The following is a 24250-nucleotide window of genomic DNA, read 5'->3' on the forward strand; positions in this document are numbered from 1 at the left end:
GCGCCCACATCACCCACACCCACTCCTGCCCCCCTTACCCCCGTCGCCTCGCCCCGACCGAGAAGTCGGGGCGAGGCGACGGGCTTGTGGTGTCACAGCGGACGGTGTGGCGCTGGCTGGCGGTGGCCGGCCAGTCGGGGCGCACCGAACCTGTTGCGCGGCAAGGCGGGTTCGTGTTCACGGATGAGTGGTGGGCCCGTCTCGAACAGCTGGGTGGGAATGTCGCGGAGTGGCACCGCCAGCTGACCCGGGACCAAAGCCCTGCTGTGCTGGGGCGGTTGCCGTCGTTGGCGACGATGCACCGGGCCCTACGTGAACACCTGCGGGCGGGCCGGGGATGACCCCGCTTCGGTGTCGTCATGACGTTGTGTCACCGTGACGCCACAAGCGTGACACCACAAGCCCGTCGCCTCGCCCCGACTTCTCGGTCGGGGCGAGGCGACGGGCTTCAGGCGCTCAGGAGTGGTTGTCGTTCATGTCGCCGACCGAAAAGTCCACGGACCCGTTTCCGTTGTCATCACCGATCGGTGCCAGCTGGCTCTGGCCGGCTGCGGTCGTGCCGGCCGCCGCGGTGGCGGTGGCTGCCGAGCCCAGCAGAGCGAGCGCGGCCAGGCCGAGAGCGGTGACGGAAAGACGGATGCGCATTTTTCCTCCAGTTGAGAGAGCGGTTGATCTCTCTAAGTACGATTGCCGGGCATACCGTTCGCCGCAAAGATTAGAGATCCATTCGGGTGGCGGGGCGGGGTGTCGGCCCGCAGTTCCTTGACATCGGGCCTGAAGACCACTCGTGAGCCGGGGTGGCTGAGCCGCCCGGGCTGCTTTGGTCCCACGTCGGCGTGCAGCAGGCTGTGGTCCGAGTAGTGGGAGGGACGCACACCGTGCTCGAGCCGGTCGAAGCCCCGCAGAAAGATGTAGTCGAACTTGGTGTGCCAATCGGTGGTCGTCTCGCAGATGCCGGTGGCCGAGGGACCGCACTCGGGGTCCACGTCCGTGGCCAGGCCCCACATCCCGGTGAGCTCGGGGGCATCCGGCACCGCGTTGAAGTCGCCAAGAACGATCGAGCGGTCGTGCCGGGCGACCTCCTTCGCGAGTACGCCGACCTGTTCCGCCCGGACCGCTTCCTGGTGTCGATGGGCCAGGTGCGTGTTGAAGACCCGGACGGGCCGGCCGTCCACGAGGGTGGTCACGGCCATGTACCCGCGATCCTCGGAGCCGCCGTCGGGGTATTCCACGCTCGCACGGTCCGTCATCGGTGCCGCCGAGAGGACCGCCTGGCCAAAGCCCCCCGGGCTCCACGGCAGTCCCCCGCAGCGGCCCCAGTCGCGCAGCACCGACCCGTACTCGACGTGGTAGACCAGCCCGTACTGGTACTGCAGGTGATCCCGGATCCTCTCGACGTCCCGCACGCACGCTTCCTGCAGGCCGACGACCTGCGGCGCGTACGTGGCGATCTCCGCCGCCCGGCCGACGTTCTGCCCGCTTCCGTTGCAGGGATTGCAGATGTTCCACGTCATGACCCGGTTCGGCACGACCTCTTCGGGGGCGCCGGCCGGCAGCGGCTTGGCCGTGTGGGCACCGTTGGGTGCACTGGGGCCGAGGAGCGCCGCGCAGGTCACGATCACGGCGCCCGAGAGTAACCGCGCCCCGGTTCCGCTCACCATCGCCTCCTCCAAGAACCACTGTCATGATCCTGCCATCGATCACTCGACCGCGGCACCGGCCAACGCCCAGACCGGGAACCTCTCGCAGAAGGCGTGCCACAAGCTGAAGTAGGCGGCATACGAAAAAGGGGCCCGCCGTCCACCGGACAGCGAGCCCCCTTTCGTACACGGACGCGGGTCAGCCGGACCCCACAAAGATGACGAGCATCAGCCAGACGACCGGAGCCGTCGGCAGCAGGGAGTCGAGGCGGTCCATGATGCCGCCGTGGCCCGGGAGCAGCGTGCCCATGTCCTTGATCCCGAGGTCCCGCTTGATCATCGACTCGCCCAGGTCGCCGAGCGTCGCGCTCGCGGCGACCGCGAAGCCGATGAGCAGCCCCTGCCACCAAGTGCCGCCGTCGATCAGGAACTCCATGCACAGCGCGCCGGCCGCCATCGCGAACGTCACGGCGCCGACCAGGCCCTCGCGGGTCTTGCCGGGGCTGATGCGCGGCGCCAGCTTGTGCTTGCCGAAGCGCCAGCCGATCGCGTACGCCCCGGTGTCGCTGACCACGGTCAGGAGCAGGAACGTGAGTACCCGCTGCGGGCCGTCGTCCGCGGTGAGCATCAGCGCCACGAACGTGGCGAGGAACGGGACGTAGAACGCGGCGAAGACGCCCGCGGTGACGTCCTTCAGATAGCCCTCGGGCGGTTCGGTCATCCGCCAGACGAGCACCGCGAGCGCGGTGAGCGCCATCGCGACCCAGGCGCCCTCGGCCCCGCGGACGTATCCGGCGACGACCATCGCAGCGCCGCCCACCGCGAGCGGCACGAGCGGCGCCTTGATGCCCTTGCGCTCCTCGAGCCGCGAGGTGAGCTCCCAGAGGCCGACCACCACGGCGACCGCTATGACCCCGATGAACACGGCCTTCACGATGAAGAGCGACGCGACGATCACCGCGCCGAGCCCCACACCGACTCCTATGGCCGCCCCTAGGTCACGGCCCGCGCTCTTCTTCTGCTGCGCCTGAGGCGCACGAGGCGCTTCGGGGGCGGGCTGTGGTGCGTTGGGCATGGGCTCCTGGGGTACATCAGGCACGTCGGGCACGATGGGCATGGGCTGCGTCTCTGCTGGATACAGGGCGTCATGCGCATCGTACGCGGGACCTGCCGGGGCAGCCCCTTGAGCAGGGCCCTGGTCGGGCGGCCCCCAGTACCCGGCTCTGGGAGGCGCCCCCCAGGAAGACTCGTTCACGGATCGGATTCCTCAGTCCTCAGACCCGAGCACTCAGACCTCGAGCAGCTCGGCTTCCTTGTGCTTGAGCAGCTCGTCCACCTGGGCGACGTACTTCGCGGTGGTGTCGTCGAGCTCCTTCTCCGCGCGACGGCCCTCGTCCTCGCCGATGTCGCCGTCCTTGATCGCCTTGTCGATCGCTTCCTTGGCCTTGCGGCGGATGGAGCGGATCGAGATCTTGGAGTCCTCGGCCTTGGTCTTGGCGACCTTGATGTACTCCTTGCGGCGGTCCTGCGTCAGCTCCGGGAAGGTCACCCGGATGATGTTGCCGTCATTGCTCGGGTTGACGCCGAGGTCGGAGTCGCGGATCGCCTGCTCGATGTTGCGCAGCGCGCTCTTGTCGAACGGGGTCACCACGGCCATCCGCGGCTCGGGCACCGAGAACGAGGCCAGCTGATTGATCGGCGTCAGGGCGCCGTAGTAGTCGGCCACGATCTTGTTGAACATCGCCGGGTGCGCACGGCCTGTGCGAATCGCGGCGAAGTCCTCCTTGGCGACCACGACGGCCTTCTCCATCTTCTCCTCGGCCTCGAGGAGGGTCTCTTCGATCACCACTTGCTCCTGCGTTTGTGAGTGGGCTGGGGGCGCCCCCACACGGTGAAGTAGGGGGAGTCCATGGGGCGTCGGCTGCGTCGCGTCTCTTTCCCTGCACCGTGTCCGACCGGCAGGGCTTTGTCCATCCCTCGGGGGACGTGCCTGGGTCAGACCCGGGTGCCGTGGTCACCCACGAGTGTGCCGATCTTCTCACCCTTGACGGCACGGGCGATATTGCCTGCGGAGAGCAACTCGAAGACGAGGATGGGCAGCTTGTTGTCCCGGCACAGCGTGATCGCGGTCATGTCGGCGACCTTCAGGTCGCGGGTGATGACCTCGCCGTAGCCGAGCGCGTCGTACTTCACCGCGTCGGGGTTGGTCTTCGGGTCGGAGTCGTAGACCCCGTCGACGCCGTTCTTGCCCATGAGCAGGGCCTCGGCGTCGATCTCCAGGGCGCGCTGCGCGGCCGTGGTGTCGGTGGAGAAGTACGGCATACCCATGCCGGCGCCGAAGATGACGACACGGCCCTTCTCCAGGTGCCTTACGGCGCGCAGCGGGATGTACGGCTCCGCGACCTGCCCCATCGTGATGGCGGTCTGCACGCGGCAGTCGATGCCTTCCTTCTCCAGGAAGTCCTGTAGGGCAAGGCAGTTCATGACCGTGCCGAGCATGCCCATGTAGTCGGAGCGGGCCCGGTCCATGCCGCGCTGCTGCAGCTCGGCGCCGCGGAAGAAGTTGCCGCCGCCGATGACGGCCGCGATCTGGGCTCCGTCACGTACGACGGCCGCGATCTCCTTGGCGATCGCGTGCACGACATCGGGGTCGACGCCAAGGCCGCCCCCGCCGGCGAATGCCTCGCCGGAGAGCTTCAGCAGGAAACGACCGGCGACTTTGCCGTCGTCACTCTTTGTGTCGGCCTTGGTGGTCATGGAGTTCTCGCTTCTTTTTGCTCGGCGCACATACGAAGAAGGCCACTGCCGGTGGGGTGTTGTTCGCATCCCATGCTCGGCAATGGCCTCCTCGTCAGATCTGCGGTCGTACGTCGCGTACTGCGTGCGGTACGCGGGCGACCGCTGTCGACCCTAGCGGGGTCTACCGTCGATCGCGGTACGGACTCAGATGCCGACCTTGATGCGCGAGAAGCGCTTCAGGGTGACACCGGCCTCGTCCAGAACCTTCTGAACGGACTTCTTGTTGTCGAGCGCGTACGGCTGACCGAGGAGGGTGGCCTCCTTGAAGAAGCCGTTGACGCGACCCTCGACGATCTTGGGCAGCGCGGCCTCGGGCTTGCCCTCGGCGCGGGTGGTCTCCTCGGCGACGCGGCGCTCGGACTCGACGACCTCGGCCGGGACGTCCTCGCGGGAGAGGTACTTCGGCGCGAAGGCGGCGATGTGCTGGGCGATGCCCTTGGCCAGGTCGGCGTCGGCCTTGTCCAGCTCGACCAGGACACCGATCTGCGGGGGCAGGTCGGGCATGGTGCGGTGCATGTACGCGGTGACGAAGGCGCCCGAGAACTGCGCGAAGCGGTCCAGGACGATCTTCTCGCCGAGGTTGGCGTTGGCCTCGTCGACGTACGCCTGGACGGTCTTGCCGGCCTCGATCTCGGACGCGAGCAGCGCCTCGATGTCGGCGGGGGACGTCTTGGCGATGTGCGCGGCCAGCGAGTTCGCGACGGCCTGGAACTTCTCGCCCTTGGCGACGAAGTCCGTCTCGCACTTCAGCTCGACGATGACGCCGGAGGTGTTGTCGTCGGCGATGAGGGAGACGACGGCGCCGTTCTCGGCGGAGCGGCCCTCGCGCTTGGCGACGCCCTTCTGGCCCTTGATGCGCAGGGCTTCGACGGCCTTGTCGACGCTGCCGTCGGCCTCGTCGAGCGCCTTCTTGCAGTCCATCATGCCGGCGCCCGTGAGCTCGCGGAGCTTCTTGACGTCAGCGGCGGTGTAGTTCGCCATGATCCTGAAATTCTCTCTCGAAGTCTGAAAGATCTACGGGTGAACGGCGGGGGCCGGACCGGCCCCCGCCGTCAACTACCGAACCTGTGAAGGTCAGGCCTGCTCGGCGTCCGCGGCCGGGGCCTCGGCGGCCGCCTCGGCGACGGGGGCCTCGGCCTGCTCGGCGTCGGCGACCTTCTCCGTCTCGGCAGAGGTCTGGACCTCGGCCTCGGCGGCCTTCTCGTCCTTCTTGTCACCCTCGAGCAGGTCGCGCTCCCACTCGGCGAGCGGCTCGCCCTGGGCCTTCTCGCCCGGCTTCGAGTCACCGGTGGCGACACCGGAACGGGCGATGAGGCCCTCGGCGACGGCGTCGGCGATCACGCGGGTGAGCAGCGTGACGGAGCGGATCGCGTCGTCGTTGCCCGGGATCTTGTAGTCGACCTCGTCGGGGTCACAGTTCGTGTCGAGGATCGCGACGACCGGGATGTTGAGCTTCCGGGCCTCGCCGACAGCGATGTGCTCCTTCTTGGTGTCCACGATCCAGACGGCGCTGGGCACCTTGGACATCTCGCGGATACCGCCGAGGGTCTTCTCCAGCTTGGCCTTCTCGCGGGAGAGGACGAGCAGCTCCTTCTTGGTGAGGCCGGACGCGGCCACATCCTCGAAGTCGATCTGCTCGAGCTCCTTCAGGCGCTGCAGGCGCTTGTAGACGGTCGAGAAGTTGGTGAGCATGCCGCCCAGCCAGCGCTGGTTGACGTAGGGCATGCCGACGCGGGTGGCCTGCTCTGCGATGGCCTCCTGCGCCTGCTTCTTCGTGCCGACGAACATGACCGTGCCGCCGTGGGCGACGGTCTCCTTGACGAACTCGTAGGCGCGGTCGATGTACGACAGCGACTGGAGCAGGTCGATGATGTAGATGCCGTTGCGCTCCGTGAAGATGAAGCGCTTCATCTTCGGGTTCCAACGACGGGTCTGGTGACCGAAGTGGACGCCGCTTTCCAGCAGCTCCCGCATCGTGACGACGGCCATGGCCGTACTCCTTGGTGTTCTCGGTTGTGCCGCGTCCGCCGGACGGCGGTCGCGCCTGACGCCCGCGATGCGCCGTGCCGCAAAGGACCGAGAGGCGCTGGCACCTGGCTTTTCATGGCCTGGTGTCGGGGCGTGCGAAGTCGACCCGGTGACCCGGATCGCCACAAGAAGTGTACGGGACCCGCGAGGTAGCGGGTGACGCCGCTGTCCACAACCGGCTGGTCGTCCACAGATCCGGTCCAAGATCCCTGCGGAGGGGCCCGGCGCGGGACGGTTCTCGTATGTCTCACATGCGACGAGAGATGCGCCTGGCGGCGCTGGTGGTGGTACTGATCACGGCGGCGGTGCTCCCTGCTGCGGCCCGGGAGCCGGTGCCGAGGGTGGGCGGCACCTGGCCCGTGGGAGTGCGACCTTTGATCGTACGGGGCTGGGAGCCCCCGGCGACCGCGTACGGCCGTGGCCACCGGGGCGTGGACCTCGCCGCACCCCCGGGCGCACCGGTCCACGCGGCCGCCCCCGGAACGGTGGCCTTCGCCGGGCGGGTGGCGGGCCGTGGCGTGATCTCGGTGGACCTGACCGGCACGGGCGATCCACCACTGCGTACGACCTATGAACCCGTGCGGGCAGAGGTCAGGAAGGGCGACTCCATCGCCATGGGCGCCCCTCTGGGCACCCTGGAACTCCCCACCGGCCACTGCCGACCAAGTTGCCTTCACTGGGGGCTGCGCAGAGGGAAGACCTACCTGAACCCACTGACGCTGCTGCCACCGTGGCTACTGCGCAGGGCTCCTTCACGGCTGTTGCCGGTGACGGGGGTGCCACTTTCGCCGACGCCGCCCCCGTTGCGGGCAGGCGCTCCGCACGGCGACATCCCACCCAGGCCGTCCCCGTTGCGGGCAGGCGTTCCACACGCCGACACCCCACCCAGGCCGCACGCGTTGTGGGCAGGCGTTCCGCAGGGCGAGTGGGGTCTCCCCCTGCTCGAGCGAAGCCGAGAGCTTGGAGTGGGGTCTCCCCTGCTCGAGCGGAGCCGAGAGCTTGGGGAAGGGTGGGCACAACGCCCCGCTGCCGGGTGCCGACCGGCGAGGCCTCAGCCCCGAACGCCCCGCAGGGCCATGGCAACGGCCGCCTCGGTAATGGCCGACGGATCCTCCGCGGCCCCCAGCTCGATCCGCCGGACAGCCGCGTCCACCACGCCCTGGAGCAGCATCGCCGCAAGGCGAGGCTCCGCATGGCCCAGCGAGGCCAGAGCCTCGCCGATCATCGTGACAAGCCCTCCGTGCGCAGCACGGATCTTCTCCCGCGCCCCGGCGTCCAGCTCGGCCGCGGAGATCGCGACAACGGCCCGGTGCCTCCGGTCCCCGACCAGATCCAGCTGCCTCCGCACATACGCCTCGACCTTGCCCTCGGCCGACTCCGCCCGCTCCATCGCCGCCGAAACCTCCGCCGCCCAGACGGGAAAGTCGACCTCGCAGAGCTCTTCGACAACCGCGGCCCGCGACCGGAAGTACTCGTACACGGAGGACCGGGCGAGCCCGGTGCGCTCGGCGAGGGCGGGGAAGGTCAGCGCCTCCGTACCGCCTTCGGACAGCAGGGACCGCGCGGCGTCCAGGAGGGCGCCGCGCTGCATCGACCGGTGCTCGGCCACAGAGGCCGCTCGAATCCTTGGCACACGTCCACTCTACGGACGCGATCGCCGACACGGGAGTCCATCCGCCCCGGAGAGCCCGCTGCCCGCCCCGCGCGACGCAGCCGACGGCAGGACCGATTCAGCGTGCTCAGCGGCCGAAACTCGCCAGCTTCGCCCGCAGCTGGAGCACGGACTTCGTATGGATCTGGCTGACCCGGCTCTCCGTCACGCCGAGCACATTGCCGATCTCGGCGAGCGTGAGCCCCTCGTAGTAGTAGAGCGTGACGACGGTCTTCTCGCGCTCCGGCAACGTATTGATCGCCCGCGCGAGAAGGCGCCGCAGCTCTCGGTCCTCCGCGACCTCGACGGGGTTGTCTGCAGCGGTGTCCTCGAGCGTGTCCATCAGGCTCAGCCGGTTGCCGCCCTCGCCGCCCACATGCAGCAGCTCTTCGAGGGCCACCACGTTCGCCAGCGACAACTGGCTGAAAACCGCGTGCAGTTCCTCCAGCGCAATCCCCATCTCATGGGCGACCTCGTTCTCCGACGGCGTACGCCGCAACTGCGCCTCGAGCGTGGCGTAGGCCCGCTCGACATTGCGCGCCTTCTGCCGCACGGACCGGGGAATCCAGTCCAGCGCCCGGAGTTCGTCGATCATCGCGCCACGGATCCGGGTGATCGCATACGTCTCGAACTTGATGGACCGCTCGATGTCGAACTTCTCGATCGCGTCGATGAGCCCGAACACCCCGGACGAGACGAAGTCCGCCTGCTCGACATTGGGCGGAAGGCCGACACTCACCCGGCCCGCGACGTACTTCACCAGGGGTGAGTAGTGCAGGATCAGTTGCTCGCGCAGCCGGCCGTCCCCCGTCTCCTTGTACGACCGCCACAGCTCGTCCAGCGACGAGGGTGCGGGGGGCCGCTCCCGCTCGCCGCTACGGGCGGCGGGGGGAACTGCCGCCCGGTCGGACCCTGAGGTGTGCTGGGGCATTCGTCGCCTTGAGCCGTTCTGCCGTGTACTGGTTGAGTCGCTCGGACCCGTGAGGTGAACGTGCGTGAAGTGAATGAGGTTGTCCGTCTGGTCGCCTGTGAGTGTCCGTCCGCGCCGGAATCCTTGTGAGCGTAGCGTGACTGGAGTGTCGCAGTGCGCGAAGAGTAGGGGATCGCGCGTACGCAGATACGTTCCGCTTGACGCCCCGGAGAGTCCCCCTCATCGCAATGCGTGACGACCCCGGAGCGCCAACTGCGTGAATTCCCAAGGCCATCGAGGGTTCATCCGGACGGCCGAACACGTTCCGTCACGATCCCCCTCCCTTCGAGAAGACCGACACAATCGCCTGGCGTGTCAACTGCCAACCATCGCCGTGTCGTTCGACGAACCCCAGTGAGCGCAACTCGTACAGCCGACCGACAACCTCGTCCACCGCCGTGCCCGCGCCCAGCGCGATCTCCCGCGCCGCCGCGCTCCCCCGGGCGGGCAGCGCGGCCAGGACGCGCGCGGCCTGCGGGGCGAGCAGATCGCGCGGCACCACGGGGCCGCGCCGCTGCGGCGCCACGTCGCCCATGTCCCCCACCAGCTCGACGACTTCCGCGGCGTCGGTCACCAGAACACCCTCGCCGCGCAGGAGTTCATGCACCCCCGCCGAGAGGCCGCTGGTGGCGGGTCCCGGCACCCCCATCGTGTGGCGGCCCAGCTCCTGGGCGCAGCGCGCCGTGACGAGCGCGCCGCTGCGGTACGCCGCCTCGACGACGACGCTGCCCCGGGTGAGCGCGGCGATCACCCGGTTCCGGAGAATGAACCTGCTCGGCGTCGGATGATCCCCGGGCGGCAACTCCCCGACCACAAGGCCCTGTTCCGCGATCCGCCCGATCAACTCGGCATGCCCGCGCGGATAGGGCCGGTCCACCCCGCACGCGAGCACTGCCACCGTGGCACCGCCCGCGCCGAGCGCACCCCGATGCGCCGCACCGTCCACCCCGTAGGCCCCGCCCGAGACGACGACCCAGCCCCGCTCGGCGAGCCCCGCGCCGAGGCCGGCCGCCATGTGTGCGCCGTACTCCGTGCAGGCCCGCGCGCCCACCACGGCCACCGAACGCAGCGCCCATATCCGCAGGCTGGGCCGCCCCCGCACCCAGAGCCCGACCGGTCTGGCGTCCCCGAGGTCGTCCAACTGCACGGGCCACTCCGCCTCCCCCGGACAGACGAACCGCACCCCTGCGTCCTGTGCCACCGCCAGGTCCCGCGCCGGTCTCGCCCGCTCGGCGCGGGCCCGCAGCCCTTCCCACCGCGCCGGTGTCACACCGTCAAGACGCTCCTCCCCCTCCTCCTCGACGAGCCGCCGCACCACTTCGATGGCCCCGGCCTCCCGCAGCCACCGCCCACCCACCTCGTCCCCCGGTTCAAGAATCCGGGTCAGGGCGGCCCTGGCCAGACGCTCCTCGTCCGAGGCGGATCCGGACGTCATGTCAGCGCCCCGATCGCCATCGGTACGCCCCGCGACACCCCCGTACGCAGCTGCAGCGCCAGGCCCACGTCCTGTGCGCAGGGCCGGTCGCGGCCCCCGAGGTCCGCGACGGTCCAGGCGACCCGCAGCACACGGTCGAGCCCCCGGGCGGTCAGGAAGCCGCGCTCCAGGTCCACTTCGGCCGCGTCCAGGGCGCCCGGCTCGGCGGGCCACCGCGTCCGCAGCGCGTGTCCGGGGACCTCGCTGTTCGTCCGCCAGCCGGTGCCGACGAGCCGGGCCGCCGCTCTCTCCCTGGCGGTGCGCACCCGGTCCGCGACGGTCTGTGTGGAGTCGCCCCGCGTGCCGTACCCGGACAGTTCGGATCGCGTGACGGGCTCCACCTCGACCTTCAGGTCGATCCGGTCGAGCAGCGGCCCCGACAGCCGCGCCTGGTAGCGGCGGACCGCGGCCGCCGGGCATTCGCAGCCGTCGCCCAGCAGGGTGTGCCTGCCGCACGGACAAGGGTTGGCCGCAAGGACCATCAGGAACTTCGCGGGCAGCCGCACCACCCCCGCGCTGCGGGCGATCACCACATGGCCCGCTTCGAGGGGCTGACGCAGGGAATCCAGCGTCTGGCTGCTGAATTCCGGCGCCTCGTCGAGGAAGAGCACCCCACGGTGAGCCAACGACACCGCCCCCGGCCGTGCGATCCCCTTGCCGCCGCCCACCAGCGACTGCATCGTCGCGGAGTGGTGCGGCGCGCAGTACGGCGCGATGTCCACCAGCGGCTTGCCCGGTGGCAGCATGCCCGCCACCGAGTGGACGGCGGTCACCTCCAGGGACTCCTCGCGGGTGAGCCGGGGCAGGATCGCAGGCAGCCGCTCGGCGAGCATCGTCTTCCCGGCGCCCGGCGGCCCCTGCAGGAAGAGGTGGTGCGCCCCCGCTGCCGCCACCTCCACGGCGGTCCGTGCCGACACCTGGCCGACCACGTCCGCCAGGTCCAGCGCATGGGCGTCTTCAAAGCCGCCGCTGAGCCCCGTCCCGACCCCCGTTCCGGGCACGCAGAGCCCGGCGAGCAGTGGGTCGGGACGCCCCGGCTCGTCCGGCTCCTCCTCCGGCACCGGCTCATCGGTCAGCACGGCGATGAGCTGCCGCAGGCTGCGCACCCCGAGCACCGAGATGCCCGGCACCAGCGCCGCCTCGGCCGCCGTGCAGTCCGGGACGACGACCTGCTCATAGCCCGCGTCGGCCGCCGCGAGGACCGCCGGCAGCACCCCGCGCACCGGCCGCACCCGCCCGTCGAGCCCCAGCTCGCCGATCATCACGATGTCGGCGAGCACCCGGGGATCGATCCGCTCCGCGGCCCCGAGCACGGCACAGGCCACGGCCAGGTCGAATCCACTGCCACCCTTCGGCACCGACGCCGGGCTGAGCCCCACCGTGAGCTTCTTCTGGGGCCACTCACCCCCCGAGTTCACCACCGCGGCCCTGACGCGGTCCTTGCTCTCCGTCAGGCTCTTGTCGGGGAGCCCGACCAGTGTGAACGCCGCGACGCCGGGCTCCAGATCGGCCTGCACCTCGACGACCACGCCCTCGACGCCCACCAGCGCCACGGAACAGGTACGCGCGAATCCCATCAGGCCACCCCCCGCGCGTGCTCCACGACAGGGGCGCCACGCCGCGGGATGAGCACGCCGACGAGGTCGATCCGGACTCCGCCCGACGGTGGGCCGCCGCGCTCCTCGATCCAGCGCTCGGCCAGGCGCCGCAGCCGCTCCGCCTTGGCGCGGCCCACGGCTTCCATCGGATGCTGATAGATCGCCGAGCCCGCCAGGCCCGCCCTGCGCGTCTTGACCTCACAGACGACGAGCGCATCGCCGTCCATGGCCACGATGTCGATCTCGCCGGTCCTGCCGCCACGCCAGTTGCGCTCCAGAACCGTCATTCCGGCTTCACCGAGCCGCCGCGCGGCCAGTTCTTCGCCGTACCGCCCGAGTGCCCCCCGTGCGTTCATGTCGGCACCACCTCCGACACCCACATTGAGGCCCGGTCCCGAGCCTTGTGGATCTTGGTGGACGACTCACGCGTTGTGGATAACCCGCTCACTCGATGCGGTGAACCCAGAGCCGGTCAGAGCCGGTCACACGGGCCCGGGGCGGGGCGACCTCAGCCGCCCGGCAGCTCGAGATCGCTCTTGTTGAGCTCCTCGATGTTTACGTCCTTGAACGTGAGCACCCGCACCTGCTTCACGAAACGTGCGGGCCTGTACATGTCCCACACCCAGGCATCCGCCATGGACACCTCGAAAAAGACCTCACCCTGGACCGAGTGCACCTGCATCTCGTAGTCATTGGTGAGGTAGAAGCGCCGTTCGGTCTCGATCACATATTTGAACAGACCGACGACATCGCGGTACTCCCGGTAGAGCTTCAGCTCCATCTCGGTCTCGTACTTCTCGAGGTCCTCGGCGCTCATGGCATGTTCCCCTTCAGCCTTGCGTCCCCCTATTGTGCGTCAGCCCCCTGAGCCCCTACACGATTTCCGTGTCGAGGATCTCGGGCCTGCCCGGAGGACCCTCGTCGAGCAGCCTGCGAAGCAGCTCGGCGAGCCTGGTCGGATACACCGTCTCATGTGCCTCGGTCAGTTCCTGGCACGTCCACCAACGCGCTCCGGCCACACTCCGCTGTTCAAGCTCCGTCAACCCTGTGGCCCTGGTCGCCGTCTGTGACGTACGAGCCAGGAAGTACCGCTCGTCCTGGTCCCAGCGCCGTCCGGCGAAGGGAAAGGAGCAGATCCGCTGCCACAGGGCGGGGCCGAGCTCGACCTCGGTGATGCCCGTCTCTTCCATCAGTTCACGCAGCGCGGCCTGTTCATGCGTCTCGTCGCCCTCCAGACCGCCGCCGGGCGTGAACCACCAGTCGTCGGCCGGATTCCCCGGCTCGTGCCCGTGCAGCAGCAGGATCCGGTCCTGCGGGTCAAGCAGCACGACCCGGGCGACCTTGCGCGGCGGCCGCGCCGTCCGCTCAGCCGACATGGGCCGCCTCTTCCGAACGGCCACGGCTGCGCGCCCGCCCGCGGCCAAGCCGCTTGGCCACCGGCCCGTATGCGGCGCCGCCCAGGACGAGGACCGCACCGGACACCACGGCGATCACCATCAGCCGCAGCGGGCCCGGATCGGAGATGCCGCCCGACATGTCCGCGAAGCCGTCGGGGCGCTCCAGCATCCCGAACTTGCCCATCGGCCAGGCCACCGCGTCGACCCGCCCCTCCACCGCGCCGCGCGGCACGGAGCCGCGGTTGGAGTCGCCCAGGTGCACGCTGGAGTCCAGGGAGCCGCTGCGCTCGTCGCCGAGCAGGAAGAGATGGCCCTTGGGCACGGTCGTGGCGGGGATCCCGGTGGCCGCGGCCCCCTTGCCGTCCGGGAGATACGGTTCTGCGACCTGCTTGCCGTTGACCATCAGCTTGCCGTCCGTGCAGCAGGAGATCCGGTCGCCGCCGACACCGACCACGCGCTTGACCATCGGCAGGTCGCCCCAGCTCGCCTGCCGGAAGACGACGACGTCACCGCGGCGCACCTCGCTCCCGTCGATCCGCTGTGCGAGGACCCGGTCACCCGCGCCGATCGTCGGCGTCATCGACCCGGTGGGCACGGTGTAGGGCTGGTAGACGACGGCGCCCCACACGAAGCCGCCGAGGAAGAGCACACAGCCGAGGGCCACGGCCAGTCCCGACAGCACGCTGCCGAGCCGCCCGCGGCCCTCGTCCGTACGTTGTGTCCTGCTCATCCCAGTGCTCCCCCATGTCGGAGACGACCTCGCGCCCCTACGAACAGGAGCACGGAAGATCAGCGATCTGGGACGGCACCCTACCCGGCGGTACCTCCGCCAGAAACCCTCGCGCTGCCAGCGGCGGCCGCCGTGAGACGGCGCCTGCGCCACAGCACGACCGGCACGGCACCCGCGAGCCCGAGGGCACCCGGTGCGGCGCTCAGCGCGGCGCTGATGCCCGGCTGGTCGAAGGTGTCCGGCTTGGGCAGCGTCGCCCAGCGGGTGGGCGGCCAGGCGATCACGATGGCACGGCCCACGACGTTGTCCACGGGGACGGCGCCGCCGCCCGGCTGGTTCTGGTGGTAGCGGGAGTCCAGCGAGTTCTGCCGGTGGTCGCCCATGACCCAGATCTTGCCCGCGGGCACGGTGACCTTGAACTGGCCGCCCTGGTCGTCGACGCTGCACGGGGTGTTGCCCTCGAAGACGTACGGCTCGTTCAGCGCCTTGCCGTTGACCTTCACCGGCCCTGTGCCCTTGCACTCCACCGTGTCGCCGCCGACCCCGATGACCCGCTTGATCAGGTCCTTCTCGTCGGCGGACGGCATCAGGCCGACCCAGCCGAGAACCCGCTGGATCGCGTTCGGGTCGGGGGTCGGTTCGCCGTCGAGCCAGTGACCGGGGTCCCTGAAGACGACGACCTCGCCGCGCTCGGGCTCCGAGCCGAACCACGGTGTCAGCTTGTCGACCAGGACCCGGTCGCCCTGCTGCAGGGTGTTCTGCATCGAGTCCGAGGGGATCGAGAACGCCTGCACCAGGAAGGTCTTGATCACCAGCGCCAGGATCAGCGCGATGCCGATGAGGAGCGGCAGCTCCTTCCAGAAGGAGCGGGGTTTCTTGGCTCCCTTGGCCGGCTTCCCGGCCGGATCGCCGGGTGCGGGCTTGTCGCCCGCGGTCTCACTTCCGGGGTTCACGCCGTCCGCTGCGGCCTCGACCTCCGGCTCGTCTGATCGCCCTGGCTGTTCCTCGGGCCCACCGTGTCCGGACCGTGTGCCGACCGCCACATCCCCCACATCCACTCCTCAGTCCGTGCCGCTGCCTGCCCCATATGCGATGCAGGCCCACCACTCCCATAACGAGCGGGAGTTCCGCAGGGGTCGGGAGTCCGGTCAATCCGTATCGATCGCCAGGAACCACCCTATGCGACGGTCCGAGGGCCACGTCCGATCCCGCAGGCGCGTCGGGCACCGACGCGTATGTCTCCGGCTCCTCCAGCTTGCGCCAGTGGTCGAAGGGCCAGGCGATGACGAGTGCGCGCCCGACCACGCTCTCCTCGGAGACGGTGCCGCTGAACTTCTCTGTGCGGTGGAAGCGGGAGTCCGCCGAGTCCGAGCGGTGGTCTCCCATGACGAAGAGACGCCCCTCGGGGACCTTCACCTCGAACTCGAAGGACGACGGCTCGTCCTTGTCCTCGGGGTGGATGTACGGCTCGGTGAGCGGCACCCCGTTGACGGTGACCTTGCCGTCCTTGTCACAGCACTTCACGGTGTCGCCACCGACGCCGACCACGCGCTTAATGAGGTCCCGTTCGTTGTCGGAGGGCAGCAGACCGATGAAGGTCAGGCCCTCCTTGATCTGCTTGACGCCTACGGGGTCGTCCTTCTTCTTGCCCTTCTCGTCCTCGAGCCAGCCCCCGGGGTCCTCGAAGACGACGACGTCGCCGCGCTCCGGCTTGGCGCCGAACCACGGGGTGAGCTTGTCGACGAGTACCCGGTCGCCGATCTTGATCGTCTGCTCCATCGAGCCCGACGGGATCACGAAGGCCTGCACCAGGAAGGTCTTCAGGACCAGGGCTATGAGGAGCGCGACGCCTATGAGGAGAGGTATCTCCTTGATCGCCGAGCGCTGCCTGCGCCGCTTGACCTTCTTGGCCAGCTTGCGCCGCTCGGCCCTTCCGGGCAGTACGGGGCCGCTGGTGGGCCGGGATCCGGTGGGCAGCCGGGTGTCGGCCCGGTGGCTGGCGCGTGTGCGTCCGCGGTTACCCATGCGCGCCGCCTGGTGCCGGCACGCGCGCGTAGCCGCCGGGACGCTCCAGGGAGGTCCAGCGTCCGATGGGCCAGGCGATCCAGTCCGCTCTGCCGATGACGGAGTCGACGGGGATCATTCCGCCACCGGGCTGCCCCAAGTGGTCGCGGGAGTCACGGGAGTCGCTGCGGTGGTCCCCGAGAAGGAACAGACTGTCCTCGGGTACGACGACGTCGAAGGGCACCTTGGAGGGGGCGTCCCCCGGATACAGGTACGGCTCGTCGACGGGTTCGCCGTTCACCTTGATCCTCCCCCGCTTGTCGCAGCAGACCACGCGGTCTCCCCCCACTCCTGCGACCCGCTTGATGTAGTCGGCATCTCCGAAGTAGCCGCTGCCGTCGAAGACGACAGCGTCACCCCGCTGCGGCTCGGAACCGAAACGGTACGCCAACTTGTTGACGAGTACCCGGTCTCCGACCCGGAACGCGGGCTCCATCGAGCGGCTGGGGATCTGGAACGGCTGCACCACAAAGGCACTGACGAGCAGCAGGAACACCGTGCAGATCAGCAGCGTGAGGGTGGCTCTGCCGCCGGGCAGCCGGGCGACGAACGACATAAAAACGGAGCGCGACCGTTCCTCCGCCCCCGCGGACTCCCCGACGCGCTCGGCGTCCTGGGAATCGGTGGGTGGGGAGGAGCGGTCGCGCTCCGTGTGCTGTGCTTCGGTGTCCATCGGAGCCAGATGCTATCCGGCTCCGATGTGAACCAGCGCGCTAGCTCAGCTGTCGCGCTTCTCCTTGATCTTCGCGGCCTTGCCGCGCAGGTCACGGAGGTAGTACAGCTTCGCGCGACGCACGTCACCGCGGGTGACGAGCTCGATCTTCTCGACGATCGGGGTGTGCACCGGGAAGGTGCGCTCGACGCCGACGGAGAAGGAGACCTTGCGGACCGTGAAGGTCTCGCGCACGCCGGCACCCTGGCGACGGATGACTACGCCCTTGAACTGCTGCACACGGGAGCGGTTGCCCTCGATGACGCGCACGTGGACGTTGACGGTGTCGCCCGGACGGAAGGCCGGGACGTCGGTGCGCAGCGAAGCGCTGTCGACGGAGTCGAGCAGGTTAGCCATGATCGTCTGCTTTCTTCACTGATGCCACAGGTCATCAGCGGGATATTCGTGATGAGGATTCGATAGCTGATCGCGTCGGGCGGGCGTCTGGACCATCCCCGCGTGGGCGGGGAGCAAGCTGTGGTCGTTCCCCCTGTGGCAGGGGCGCACGCTGGACGTACAGCAGCGGCCTATTCTTCCACGGCCTCGGGGTGTCGCCCAAATCGGCCGTCGGGACCGGGCCGCCAGCCCAGGATGCTGAGCATTTCGCGGTCCTTCTTGTCGAAGGCCGCGGGGTCGCAACGCTCGATCAGATCAGGCCTGTTGCGGGTCGTGCGGCGCAGCGCCTCGTCCCTGCGCCAGCGCGCGATCTTGCCGTGGTGGCCGCTGAGCAGCACGTCCGGGATGCCCTGGCCGCGCCACTCGGGGGGCTTCGTGTAGACGGGCCCTTCGAGGAGGTTCGCCATGGCGCCGGGGGCGAAGGAGTCGTCGCGGTGGGACTCGGCGTTGCCCAGGACGCCGGGCAGCAGCCGGGCCACGGCCTCGGTGACGACCAGGACGGCCGCCTCGCCGCCCGCGAGGACGTAGTCGCCGATCGAGACCTCGTAGACGGGCATCCGGGTCGCGTACTCGTCGATGACGCGGCGGTCGATGCCCTCGTAGCGCGCGGGCGTGAAGACCAGCCAGGGCCGCTCGGAGAGCTCGACGGCCAGTTCCTGGGTGAAGGGGCGCCCGCTGGGCGTGGGGACGACCAGGACGGGGCCGTGGGCGCCCGCCTCGTACCCGTCGGCGAGCGCGTCGTCGAGGGCCGCGCCCCAGGGCTCGGTCTTCATGACCATGCCGGGGCCGCCGCCGTAGGGGGTGTCGTCGACCGTGTTGTGCCGGTCGTACGTCCACTCCCTGAGGTCGTGCACGTTCACGTCGAGCTGTCCACGCGCGCGTGCCTTGCCGACGAGGGAGACGTTCAGGGGTTCCAGGTACTCGGGGAAGATCGTGACGACGTCGAGCCGCATCAGGCGTCGCCCTCCGGGGCGGCCTCGGCGTCCCGCGCCGAAGCGATCTCCGCGCGGTCGTCGATCAAGCCGGGCGGCGGGTCGATGATCGCCCGCTGCTCCTCCAGGTCGATCTCGGTGACGATCTCCTCCACGAAGGGGATCATCACCTCGCTGCCGTCGGGCCGCTCGACGATGAAGAGGTCCTGCGAGGGCAGGTGCGAGATCTCGGTGATCCGGCCGACCTCGAGCCCTTCCTTGGTGACGACGTCGAGGTCCATCAGCTGGTGGTCGTAGTACTCGTCCTCGTCCTCCGGAAGCTCCTCCGGATCGACCTCGGCGATCAGCAGCGTGTTGCGCAGCGCCTCGGCGCCCGTGCGGTCGCGTACGCCCTCGAAGCGCAGCAGCAGACGGCCGCTGTGCACCCGGCCGGTCTCGATGGTCAGCGGCCCCGTGGAAGCGGGGTCGGTGGCGAGGACGGCGCCGGGCCCGAGCCGCAGTTCCGGCTCGTCCGTGCGCACCTCGACGGTGACCTCACCCTTGATGCCGTGGGCGCGGCCGATCCGCGCGACTACCAGCTGCACTGCTCTCTCTCCTGTCGTGTGCCCACGGCGTTCCTCCGTCGGCGGCTACAAACGACTACGGGCCGGGGAAGGCCCAGAAGCCCTCCCCGGCCCGTGCCGGTGCTGCGTGCGGTTCAGTGAACCTGGTCCACGTCGACGAGGTCGACGCGGACACCGCGGCCGCCGATGGCGCCCACGACGGTCCGCAGAGCCCGCGCGGTGCGGCCGTTGCGGCCGATCACCTTGCCGAGGTCATCGGGGTGCACCCGGACCTCCAGAACGCGCCCACGGCGCAGGTTGCGCGAGGCGACCTGCACGTCGTCGGGGTTGTCGACGATGCCCTTCACGAGGTGCTCGAGAGCCTCCTCGAGCATGCTCAGGCCTCGGTCGACTCGGTGGACGTGGCCTTCTCGGCCTCGTCCGCCTTCTTGTCAGCCTTCTTGGCCTTCTGGGTGATGGCCTCACCCTTGGCGTCGTCGCCCTCGAGGCCCTTGGTGAAGGCCTCGAACGCGGCGCGCTTGTCCTTGGGCTCGGCGACGAGCAGCGGCGCCGGGGCCGGCAGGCCCTTGTGCTTCTGCCAGTCACCGGTGAGCTTCAGGATCGCCATGACCGGCTCGGTCGGCTGAGCGCCGACGGAGAGCCAGTACTGCGCGCGCTCCGAGTCGACCTCGATGCGCGAGGGGTTCTGCACCGGGTGGTACAGGCCGATCTCCTCGATGGCCCGGCCGTCACGGCGGGTACGGGAGTCGGCGACGACGATGCGGTAGTGAGGCGAACGGATCTTGCCCAGACGCTTCAGCTTGATCTTGACTGCCACTGGAGTGGTGTCTCCTGGTCTTGACGTGGTTGGGCACAACGAGATGCCACGTGGGGTTGCGGTACTCGGGGTGCCCGATGGACGCGTCAGCCGGAGGCGAGAGGGTTCCTATGCGGCTGTCGAGTACAGCTAGCCATTGTGCCATACGCCTCCGGGGCGACCGAACCTGGTCGGCCGTCCCGGTCCAGCTCAGTCGCGTCAGCCGGCGGCGGCGCCGACCACTTCCGGGATGCGGAAGGGCTTGCCGCAGCCGCCGCAGACGATGGGCGCCTGGGCGAGCACCGACGGGACCACGCGCACGTTGCGCCCGCAGTCGCAGACCGCCTTGACGCGGACTCCGCCTCCGGAGGAGCCGTGCCGGGCGGCCGGGCCGCGGAAGCTGCGCGCCGTGTCGGCGGCCGTCGCCGCGGTGTGCGCCTTGAGGGCACGCTGCAGGCGCTCGATCGTCGGGCGGTAGCGCTTGCGCGCCTCGGGGTTGAGCGTGACCAGCGAGAAGCCGCTGCTCGGGTGCGGCTCCTCGGGATGGTCGAGGCCCAGCTCCTCGGCGACCGCGAGGAATCTGCGGTTGTGATAGCGGCCCGCACGTGAGGTGTCGCGTACGCCGCGTGACGCGGCGATGCCATGGACTGCCTCATGGAGCAGTCGCTCGAAGGAGAGCTCGGCGCCGCAGGCGGACGACGATTCTCCGATCAGGGATTCGGGCGCGGCAAGATCTGGCAGCTCGGGGTGGTGCCGCTGAATGTCGGCCCACGCCTGTGCCAGCTCTGCGGCGAGAACAGGTGGTGTCGTGCTCACGTCGTGAACAACGAGCCGGGGTGCCCAGGGGTTCCATTCCGGGGCATCCCAAATATTTTGCACGTACCCGTCAGTTGCCATTGATGCGTCCGGACGAGGGCGGGTGCGCTGATCTGCGGAGAAGCCTCGCAGCTCACAACAAGCTGGTACGTAGTAGCGCGTACGCCCCGGCGCGTAGAACAGATCCGCACGCCGGGGCTGTTGTCGCCCCTGGGGGCGTACGAGCCGGAAGCGTGCGCTCAGTAGGCGCGGGCCACGACAGCGACGTTACCGGGCGCGTCATCGGCGTCCGGCACCGCCCCGTCCTCCGCGACCAGACACCGTACGGAGACGGAGTGCTCGGCGAGTTCGGCCTCGCCCTGCGGACCGAGCGCGGCCCACGGGATGCGGGCCCAGCCTCCGGCGGCAGCGGCCTCCACGGCCTGGTCGACGGTGGTGACGTCCGAGGTGCGGGACTCGCGGCGCTCACGGGCCTGGGCCAGGAGCAGCTTCTGGTCCTCTTCGAGGACGGTGGGCAGCAGCGCGGTCAGGGCGTCGATCGCGACCGGTTCCTTGCCGCCGGCGATGCGGCGGGCCACCATCGCCGTGCCGTTCTCCAGGTCGCGCGGGCCGACCTCGACGCGGACCGGCACCCCCTTGAGCTCCCAGTCGACGGCGCGGCGCCCGAAGGGCGTGTCCGTGCGGTCGTCGACCTGGACGCGCATGCCCGCCGCCTTGAGGCGGTCGCCGATCTCACGGACGTTGGCGAGCACCGCGTCGTCGCCCTTGATGGCGAGGACGACCACCTGGACGGGCGCCAGGCGGGGCGGCACCCGCAGGCCGTTGTCGTCGCCGTGCATCATCACCAGGGCGCCGACCATCCGTGTCGTACTGCCCCAGGAGGTCTGCCAGACGAGCTCCTGCTTGCCTTCCTTGGACAGGTACCGGGTGTGGAAGGCCTTGGCGAAGTTCTGGCCGAGCTCGTGGCTCGTGCCCAGCTGGAGGGCCTTCCCGTCGCCCATCATGCCTTCGAGGGTGAGCGTGTTGATGGCGCCTGCGAAGCGCTCCTGGGCGGTCTTGCGGCCCAGGACGAAGTCCATCGCCAGGACCTCGCGCATGAAGTCCCCGTAGACGTGCTCGTGGATGCGGGCGGCGAAGTCGCGTGCTTCCTCCTGCGTCGCGTGGGCGGTGTGGCCCTCCTGCCAGAGGAACTCCGACGTGCGCAGGAAGAGCCGGGGCCGCAGCTCCCAACGGACCACGTTCGCCCACTGGTTGATCAGGAGCGGCAGGTCGCGGTAGCTCTGCACCCACTTGGAGAAGTACTCGTTGACGATCGTCTCGGAGGTGGGGCGGACGACGACCGGCTCCTCCAGCTCCTTGCCGCCGCCATGCGTGACGACGGCCAGTTCGGGGGCGAAGCCCTCGACGTGCTGGGCCTCCCGGGTCAGGTACGACTGGGGGATGAAGAGCGGGAAGTACGCGTTCTGGGTACCCGTCTCCTTGATGCGGGCGTCCATGTCCTGCTGCATGCGCTCCCACAGGCCGTAGCCGTACGGTCGGATCACCATGGTGCCGCGCACCGGCCCGTTGTCGGCCAGCTCGGCCTTGTTGATCAGATCCTGGTACCAGCGCGGAAAGTCTTCCGCCCGGGGCGTGAGAACGGGTGCTTTGGCCATGGCGCGCATGGTACGGCGGAGCCTCCCGGAGGGCGCGGAATTTACGGCTCCAGGGGGCGCACGACGGTGGCACGCAAGCATTGCCACACAACCCCTGGACGCAACGACGGATGCGGAGTTCTCTGGCATACGGGGGGAGTGCGAGCGCACTGCACGGGGGCGGACGAACCGTTGGAATACGACACTCCAGTAACTCTCGGCGGATTGGGGCGCTTTCGATGACACCTACACTCGCGCAGCCGCGCCGTCCCCGCGCGAGCACGACCCCCCGCGTGGACCGGTGCGCACGCGCGCGTGACTGGGCGGAGATCCAGGAACGGATGCTGGTTCCGCTCTATGAAGCGGTGTACGAACGACTCGAAGTGGGCGGCGAAACCCGGCTCCTCGGCCTCGGCTGCGGCTCCGGACTCGCCCTCCTGATGGCCGCCTCACGCGGCGCGGCCGTCACCGGGGTCGACCCGTCCGCGCCCGAGCGGCTCGCCCTCGCGCGCGAACGCCTGCTGCCCGACGCGGCCTTGGGCACACGCCCGCAGGGCGACACCCGCCTCGTCGAGGGCGGCCCCGCCGACGTGTCGGGGCCTGACGTGCCCGCGTACAACCTGGTGACCGCGTTCCAGCCGATCGGCTGTATGGCGGGCGACTCCGAGGGCCTCTCCGCCCTCCTGGAGGCCGCCGCGCCGCTCGCCGGGCACGGCACGCCCGTGGTGCTGGCCGGCTGGGGTCCGCCGGAGCGCTGCACGACCTCTTCGGTACTGAAGGTGGCGACCAAGCTCGCCGACCCTCTCCGTAGTACGGGGAGTTGGCGCCCCGCGCTCCGGGACGACCTGGAGGAGGTGGCCCAGCGGGCCGGGCTCAGGCCGGATGGTTCGGGCCGTGTCGCGTGCCCCTTCGGGTACGCGGACACCGAGAGCGCGGTCCGCGGCCTGCTGTCGACGGGCCTGTTCGACGCGGCGGTGGGCGCGACCGATCAGGCGCAGGTCGAGAAGGAAGTGACGGAGGCGCTGCATCCGCATCAGCGGCGGGACGGGACGGTGTGGATGCCCAATGTGTTCCGGTACCTGATCGCGCGTACGCCCTAGCCCAGAGCGTCCTGGAGCCGCTCGAGGAGGACCCTGGCCGCAGGGCCCGCCGGTCCGTCCGTGCGCCAGGCGAGCGCGATCCGGCCACGCGGCCGCGGCTCCGTGATCTCCAGGGTACGCAGCCCGTACGCGGCTGCCGTACGGGGCTCCAGCGCCGGGAGCACGGCCACGCCAAGACCGCGGACGACGAGTTGTACGAGCACCTGCGGCGCCGCCGCCTCGAAGGCGATGCGGGGCCGCACGCCGGCCTGCGCGCAGGCGCGGTCGAGCACCCCGCGAAGGCCGGTGCCCCGCGGCAGACTGATCAGCGGCCTGTCCCGGAGCTCCGCCAGCGGAACAGTCGTACGGCCCTCGGGGGTGAGCAGCGGGTCGCCCGGGAGCACGACGGCGACCAGGGGTTCGTCGATCACGAGCCGGAGGGAGACACCCGGCGGCGGCTCCTCGTCCGCCAGGCCGAGCAGGGCGATGTCGAGTTCCCCGCGGCGCAGCGCGGCGAGCATCCGGTCCGAGGTGTCCTCGGTGAGGGCGATCTCGACATCCGGGTGGGCATCGTGGAAGTCGGCGAGCACGGAGACCACGTCGAACTCGTGGGTGGCCGCGCCGGACACGAGGCCGACCGTGACCTGGCCGCGCAGCAGTCCGGTGAACGCGTCCGCGGTGTGCCGCATCCCCTCGGCGGCGGCGAGCGCGGCCCGCGCGAAGGGCAGAACGGCCGCCCCCACCTCCGTGAGGGTCACCGCACGTCCCGAGCGGTCCAGGAGGGGCTGCCCGAGCTCTCGCTCCAGTTGCCGGATCTGGGCGCTCACCCCCGGCTGGGCCAGATGCAGACGGGCCGCGGCGCGGGTGAAGTTGGCCTCCTCGACCACGGCCACGAAGTACTGCAGCTGCCGGAGTTCCATAACTGAGCATGCTAGCCGCGAGAAGATCCAGCTCTTGGACTTCTGGCGGAA

The 24250-nt window shown here is 69.8% G+C and carries 27 protein-coding genes and 2 pseudogenes; 3 read left to right on the plus strand and 26 right to left on the minus strand.

Going from position 1 to position 24250, the window contains the following annotated elements; all coding sequences use genetic code 11:
- A pseudogene (locus AB0O76_RS23285) lies at positions 1–341 on the plus strand (hypothetical protein); the annotation flags it as partial.
- Positions 342–456: 115 nt separating this feature from the next.
- On the opposite strand, the gene AB0O76_RS23290 reads toward AB0O76_RS23285, so the two are convergent.
- The 7 genes from AB0O76_RS23290 to rpsB form a co-directional block, all read right to left on the minus strand.
- Positions 457–645, minus strand: coding sequence for a hypothetical protein (locus tag AB0O76_RS23290; RefSeq protein WP_365494471.1), 189 nt, complete (start codon positions 643–645; stop codon positions 457–459).
- A 32-nt stretch (positions 646–677) separates the two neighbouring features.
- The gene (locus AB0O76_RS23295) at positions 678–1661 is read right to left on the minus strand and encodes an endonuclease/exonuclease/phosphatase family protein (protein WP_365494474.1); all 984 of its coding nucleotides are present in this window, start codon (positions 1659–1661) and stop codon (positions 678–680) included.
- Between the two features lie 178 nt (positions 1662–1839).
- Positions 1840–2895 (minus strand): phosphatidate cytidylyltransferase, encoded by a 1056-nt coding sequence (locus tag AB0O76_RS23300; RefSeq protein ID WP_365494477.1) that lies wholly within the window; start codon positions 2893–2895, stop codon positions 1840–1842.
- Positions 2896–2928: 33 nt separating this feature from the next.
- Positions 2929–3486: a ribosome recycling factor gene (frr, locus tag AB0O76_RS23305; protein WP_127829926.1), complete on the minus strand. Its 558-nt coding sequence runs from the start codon at positions 3484–3486 to the stop codon at positions 2929–2931.
- A 149-nt stretch (positions 3487–3635) separates the two neighbouring features.
- Positions 3636–4397: a UMP kinase gene (gene pyrH, locus AB0O76_RS23310; protein ID WP_266871130.1), complete on the minus strand. Its 762-nt coding sequence runs from the start codon at positions 4395–4397 to the stop codon at positions 3636–3638.
- Positions 4398–4583: 186 nt separating this feature from the next.
- Positions 4584–5420, minus strand: a complete 837-nt coding sequence (gene tsf, locus AB0O76_RS23315) for a translation elongation factor Ts (protein WP_266871129.1) — start codon at positions 5418–5420, stop codon at positions 4584–4586.
- Between the two features lie 93 nt (positions 5421–5513).
- Positions 5514–6428, minus strand: a complete 915-nt coding sequence (gene rpsB, locus AB0O76_RS23320; RefSeq protein ID WP_365494482.1) for a 30S ribosomal protein S2 — start codon at positions 6426–6428, stop codon at positions 5514–5516.
- A gap of 371 nt (positions 6429–6799) precedes the next feature.
- Between rpsB and AB0O76_RS23325 the strand changes: the two are divergent.
- Positions 6800–7252: pseudogene (locus AB0O76_RS23325) on the plus strand (M23 family metallopeptidase); the annotation flags it as partial.
- Positions 7253–7518: 266 nt separating this feature from the next.
- Here AB0O76_RS23325 and AB0O76_RS23330 read toward each other — a convergent pair.
- From AB0O76_RS23330 to proS, 18 genes are all read right to left on the minus strand, one after another.
- Positions 7519–8076, minus strand: coding sequence for a TetR/AcrR family transcriptional regulator (locus tag AB0O76_RS23330; RefSeq protein ID WP_266873145.1), 558 nt, complete (start codon positions 8074–8076; stop codon positions 7519–7521).
- Between the two features lie 130 nt (positions 8077–8206).
- Positions 8207–9049 (minus strand): RNA polymerase sigma factor WhiG, encoded by an 843-nt coding sequence (gene whiG, locus AB0O76_RS23335; RefSeq protein ID WP_365494485.1) that lies wholly within the window; start codon positions 9047–9049, stop codon positions 8207–8209.
- Positions 9050–9356: 307 nt separating this feature from the next.
- Positions 9357–10523, minus strand: a complete 1167-nt coding sequence (gene dprA, locus AB0O76_RS23340; RefSeq protein ID WP_365494488.1) for a DNA-processing protein DprA — start codon at positions 10521–10523, stop codon at positions 9357–9359.
- Positions 10520–12139 (minus strand): YifB family Mg chelatase-like AAA ATPase, encoded by a 1620-nt coding sequence (locus AB0O76_RS23345; RefSeq protein ID WP_365494491.1) that lies wholly within the window; start codon positions 12137–12139, stop codon positions 10520–10522. Before AB0O76_RS23345 ends, dprA begins: the two co-directional genes overlap by 4 nt.
- The gene (locus AB0O76_RS23350; protein WP_365494494.1) at positions 12139–12516 is read right to left on the minus strand and encodes a YraN family protein; all 378 of its coding nucleotides are present in this window, start codon (positions 12514–12516) and stop codon (positions 12139–12141) included. Before AB0O76_RS23350 ends, AB0O76_RS23345 begins: the two co-directional genes overlap by 1 nt.
- Before the next feature lie 152 nt (positions 12517–12668).
- Entirely contained in the window at positions 12669–12977 is a 309-nt protein-coding gene (locus AB0O76_RS23355; protein WP_003965949.1) for a DUF2469 domain-containing protein, read from the minus strand.
- 55 nt (positions 12978–13032) lie between these two features.
- Entirely contained in the window at positions 13033–13536 is a 504-nt protein-coding gene (locus AB0O76_RS23360; RefSeq protein ID WP_365494497.1) for an NUDIX hydrolase, read from the minus strand.
- Positions 13526–14287 (minus strand): signal peptidase I, encoded by a 762-nt coding sequence (lepB, locus tag AB0O76_RS23365; RefSeq protein WP_365494500.1) that lies wholly within the window; start codon positions 14285–14287, stop codon positions 13526–13528. Before lepB (AB0O76_RS23365) ends, AB0O76_RS23360 begins: the two co-directional genes overlap by 11 nt.
- An 80-nt stretch (positions 14288–14367) precedes the next feature.
- Positions 14368–15339, minus strand: a complete 972-nt coding sequence (gene lepB, locus AB0O76_RS23370) for a signal peptidase I (RefSeq protein WP_365494503.1) — start codon at positions 15337–15339, stop codon at positions 14368–14370.
- A complete protein-coding gene (lepB, locus tag AB0O76_RS23375; protein WP_365494506.1) occupies positions 15224–16312 on the minus strand; it encodes a signal peptidase I in 1089 nt (362 codons plus the stop codon). Before lepB (AB0O76_RS23375) ends, lepB (AB0O76_RS23370) begins: the two co-directional genes overlap by 116 nt.
- Positions 16305–17024 carry a signal peptidase I gene (gene lepB / locus AB0O76_RS23380; RefSeq protein ID WP_365494509.1) on the minus strand — a complete coding sequence of 240 codons (720 nt, stop codon included), beginning with the start codon at positions 17022–17024 and terminating at the stop codon, positions 16305–16307. The genes lepB (AB0O76_RS23375) and lepB (AB0O76_RS23380) overlap by 8 nt, the downstream gene beginning before the upstream one ends.
- A 45-nt stretch (positions 17025–17069) precedes the next feature.
- Complete coding sequence (gene rplS / locus AB0O76_RS23385; RefSeq protein ID WP_135334711.1) at positions 17070–17420, minus strand: 50S ribosomal protein L19; 351 nt, start codon at positions 17418–17420, stop codon at positions 17070–17072.
- A gap of 170 nt (positions 17421–17590) precedes the next feature.
- Positions 17591–18412 carry a tRNA (guanosine(37)-N1)-methyltransferase TrmD gene (trmD, locus tag AB0O76_RS23390; RefSeq protein WP_365494513.1) on the minus strand — a complete coding sequence of 274 codons (822 nt, stop codon included), beginning with the start codon at positions 18410–18412 and terminating at the stop codon, positions 17591–17593.
- Positions 18412–18975 (minus strand): ribosome maturation factor RimM, encoded by a 564-nt coding sequence (gene rimM, locus AB0O76_RS23395; RefSeq protein WP_135334709.1) that lies wholly within the window; start codon positions 18973–18975, stop codon positions 18412–18414. The genes trmD and rimM overlap by 1 nt, the downstream gene beginning before the upstream one ends.
- Before the next feature lie 113 nt (positions 18976–19088).
- Entirely contained in the window at positions 19089–19328 is a 240-nt protein-coding gene (locus tag AB0O76_RS23400; RefSeq protein WP_030361979.1) for an RNA-binding protein, read from the minus strand.
- Between the two features lie 2 nt (positions 19329–19330).
- Positions 19331–19771 carry a 30S ribosomal protein S16 gene (rpsP, locus tag AB0O76_RS23405; RefSeq protein WP_365494517.1) on the minus strand — a complete coding sequence of 147 codons (441 nt, stop codon included), beginning with the start codon at positions 19769–19771 and terminating at the stop codon, positions 19331–19333.
- 198 nt (positions 19772–19969) lie between these two features.
- Positions 19970–20566 (minus strand): hypothetical protein, encoded by a 597-nt coding sequence (locus AB0O76_RS23410; protein WP_365494520.1) that lies wholly within the window; start codon positions 20564–20566, stop codon positions 19970–19972.
- A gap of 239 nt (positions 20567–20805) precedes the next feature.
- On the minus strand, positions 20806–22221 hold the full coding sequence (gene proS, locus AB0O76_RS23415; protein ID WP_365494523.1) for a proline--tRNA ligase: 1416 nt from the start codon (positions 22219–22221) through the stop codon (positions 20806–20808).
- A gap of 272 nt (positions 22222–22493) precedes the next feature.
- On the opposite strand from proS, the gene AB0O76_RS23420 reads away from it, so the two are divergent.
- Entirely contained in the window at positions 22494–23300 is an 807-nt protein-coding gene (locus tag AB0O76_RS23420; RefSeq protein WP_365494526.1) for an SAM-dependent methyltransferase, read from the plus strand.
- On the opposite strand, the gene AB0O76_RS23425 is transcribed toward AB0O76_RS23420, so the two are convergent.
- Positions 23297–24199: a LysR family transcriptional regulator gene (locus tag AB0O76_RS23425; RefSeq protein WP_365494529.1), complete on the minus strand. Its 903-nt coding sequence runs from the start codon at positions 24197–24199 to the stop codon at positions 23297–23299. The genes AB0O76_RS23420 and AB0O76_RS23425 overlap by 4 nt on opposite strands.
- Positions 24200–24250: the final 51 nt, after the last annotated feature.

This window comes from Streptomyces sp. NPDC086554 (genome assembly GCF_040686095.1).
Taxonomy (GTDB): domain Bacteria; phylum Actinomycetota; class Actinomycetes; order Streptomycetales; family Streptomycetaceae; genus Streptomyces.